Below are 2,916 nucleotides of genomic sequence, written 5' to 3'. Positions count from 1 at the left end.
CGACGGGTACGGGCCGGGCGGCGGCTCCGGACGCGGGCCGGACGGCGCGGCCGGGGGCGGACCAGCGGCCCGGCCGGCGGGCCACCGGCGGCGACGCCCGGTGGCGATCGTCCTCGCGGCGGCCGTGCTCGTCGCCGTGGTGTGCACCGTGGCGTTCGGTACGGGGTTGCTCGGCGGGGACGGGGGCGACGGCGGCGACCGGGCCGACGGGACGTCACCCGACGGGCAGCAGACGACGTCCGAGGCCCTGCCGACCTGGGACGGCAAGATGACCGACAGCCCGAAGCCGACGCCGGGCGGCAGCAGCAGCGCCTCCCCGTCGGCCTCGCCCTCCACATCGCCGTCCGGGGGCGCGAGCGCGTCCCCTTCGGCGTCGTCGAGCCCGAGCAGCGAAGAGCCCAGCGCCTCCCCTTCGCCCACCGCGGCGCAGTCGTCCGACGCGGCCCCCGAGCCGACCGACGAGCCCGACGACCGCCCCACCTCCGCACCGCCCCCGCCGGACCCGACCGACGACCCGCCGCGCCCGACCGGCCCGCCCGTGCTCCGCCAGGGCGACAGCGGCCCCGAGGTCGCCGAACTCCAGGACCGGCTGCGCCAGACGTGGACGTACGGGGGCTCGGCGGACGGCGACTACGACACGGGCGTCGCCAACGCGGTCGGCGCCTACCAGCGCCGCCACCACCTCACCGGCGACCCCGAGGGCGTCTACGGCCCGCACACCCGCAGCTATCTGGAAGCCCGTACGGACAAGCCCTGACGCGACGACCTGGCGGCACCCCCGCGCATCCCGCGCGCCCGCACTTTCGCGCGCCCCCGCGCGCGCGAAGGTCCGGGGAGTCGGGAGGTCGGGACGCCAGGACGTCGGGCGCACCTCCGCGCGCCCGCACCTCCGCGCACCCACGCGTACGCGCGTCACGGCCGGTCACCGGCCCGCCCCACCGGCCGGTCCATCCACCAACCCGGCGCCCCGTCCAGCGCTCCCGGCGCTCCCGACCCAGCCCGGCCACCCGTCGGCCGGTCCCCTCCAGCGCGCCCGCCTCGTCCAGCACGGCCAACTCGCCGCGGCCGGCGCTCCCGGCCAACCCGGCGTACCGGCCCCGCCCGCCCTCCGGTGCGGGCCCGGTGCGCTCCGGGGCGCGGCCACCGGCTTCCGCCGGGATGCGGCGCTCCCGCGTCACGCGCCTGCTATGAGCTGTTCACCGGCGCTGGTACGGGGGGCGCTGGCGTCTGGCGGCGTCTCTTTGTATGTTTGAGGAACAAAGTGGTTCCGCCCGCATCCCTGACCGGGGGCGGAACCGCTTGCCTCCGCGCACCGCCGCGCCCCGCCGAGCCCAGGAGTGCCCCATGGCTCCCACGAGCACGTCCCAGACCCTCACCGCCGTCAAGGCGCTGCTCCTCGACATGGACGGGACGCTCGTCAATTCCGACGCCGTCGTGGAGCGCTGTTGGCGGCGCTGGGCCGATGAGAACGGGCTCGACGGCGACAGCGTGATCAAGATCGTGCACGGGCGGCAGGGCCACGCCACCATGGCCGTGCTCCTCCCCGACCGGCCGGTCGCCGAGAACCTGGTCGACAACGCGCGGATGCTCGAATGGGAGACCTCGGACGTGGCGGGCGTGGTGCCGGTGCAGGGCGCGCCGGAGTTCATGGCCGCGCTGGCCGACCTCCCGCACGCGCTGGTGACCTCGGCCGACCGCGGCCTGTCCAAGGCCCGGATGGACGCCGCGCGGCTGCCGATGCCGCGGGCCCGGATCACCGCCGAGAACGTGAGCGCCAGCAAGCCGGACCCCGAGGGCTTCCTCAAGGGCGCCGCCGAACTCGGCTTCGCGCCCGCCGACTGCGTCGCCTTCGAGGACTCCGAGGTGGGCATCGCCGCGGCCCGCTCCGCCGGGATGCGCGTCATCGGCGTGGGCCCGCGCGCGGCGGCCCACGAGCCGACCGCCCACGTGCGCGACCTCACCCAGGTCCGCGTGGAGGCGCTGCCGACCGGTGACATCACCCTGCACATCGCCCCCTGCGCGGGCCGGGGCGAGGCACCCGAGCGGCACGGCGGCACGGCGCGGGCCCCGGCCGCCGTGCACGGTGGTACAGGCTGATTTCCTACCCGACGCGCCGTGCCGGCCGTCGTCCCCGCACCGCGGTGCCGGGTGCCCCACCCTGGGCTGGTCTTCGCGCGGGCGCGCACGTGCGTGTCGGTCCGCCGTGAGCCTTGGGTTGGGAAGGGGTACGCACCGATGACCTCCATGGGGAAGCCGGCCGCCGCACGGGACGGGGCCGCCGCCCCGGGGGGCGGGCCGCCCGCCCGCGCCGGCGCGGGGCGCCCCCGGGGGGCCGCCGCCCCGTGGCACGGCGTCCGGCCCGCCGCCCGGCCCGCGTCGACGGACGGCCGGTGCGGCGCATGACCGAGGACGAGGCCATTGCCGCGATCGGCGATGCCGTGGAGGACCTGACCACCGGCCGCACCGGGGTGCTGACCGACGCCGGCCCGTACACCTCGCCGACGACGCGGCGTACGACGTTCCTGGTGTTCATCCGGCCCGAGCGGGGCGGCGTCGAGTGGACCGTCGAACCCGAGCAGGTGCGCCGCCGGGCCGACGCGGCGGCGCCGCACCGGTGCGCGCCCCCGGGGCACCGCCCGTTCCGCGGCCACCACCGCGCCACGCGCCGCACGGCCGCCCCCGGCCCGCCGCCACTGACACGCTGACACCTGCCGACCTGCCGGCCTACTGATTGGCCGACCTGCTGATCTGCCGGCTGGTCGACTGGCCAACTGACCTGCTCTGCCGACGCTCGCTGGCGCCCCCGGCTCCGCGGCCCCCCCCCCACCCCGGGCGCCCCGGGGGGGGGGGCCGCACGCGACGGGGCCGGGGCAGGTCGGCAGGGTGAACCACCCCCCAGCACACGCCCCGCCATCC

At 78.0% G+C, this 2,916-nt stretch carries 3 protein-coding genes; all 3 read left to right on the top strand.

Annotation, left to right across the window (positions count from 1 at the left end; all coding sequences use genetic code 11):
• The coding region (locus AAHZ94_RS31970; RefSeq protein ID WP_349997209.1) for a peptidoglycan-binding domain-containing protein at window positions 1–757 on the top strand (757 nt) is incomplete at its 5' end.
• Between the two features lie 587 nt (window positions 758–1,344).
• Complete coding sequence (locus AAHZ94_RS31965) at window positions 1,345–2,097, top strand: HAD-IA family hydrolase (protein ID WP_349997208.1); 753 nt, start codon at window positions 1,345–1,347, stop codon at window positions 2,095–2,097.
• 302 nt (window positions 2,098–2,399) lie between these two features.
• Complete coding sequence (locus tag AAHZ94_RS31960) at window positions 2,400–2,705, top strand: hypothetical protein (RefSeq protein ID WP_349997207.1); 306 nt, start codon at window positions 2,400–2,402, stop codon at window positions 2,703–2,705.
• Window positions 2,706–2,916: the final 211 nt, after the last annotated feature.

Source organism: Streptomyces sp. HSW2009 (assembly GCF_040240285.1).
Taxonomy (GTDB): domain Bacteria; phylum Actinomycetota; class Actinomycetes; order Streptomycetales; family Streptomycetaceae; genus Streptomyces.
This window is presented reverse-complemented; position numbering and strand designations above follow the sequence as displayed.

What these genes read in the sequence shown, in the direction of transcription:
- AAHZ94_RS31965 (WP_349997208.1), top strand. Translation starts at nt 1,345, where the DNA reads ATGGCTCCCACGAGCACGTCCCAGACCCTCACCGCCGTCAAGGCGCTG.
- AAHZ94_RS31960 (WP_349997207.1), top strand. Translation starts at nt 2,400, where the DNA reads ATGACCGAGGACGAGGCCATTGCCGCGATCGGCGATGCCGTGGAGGAC.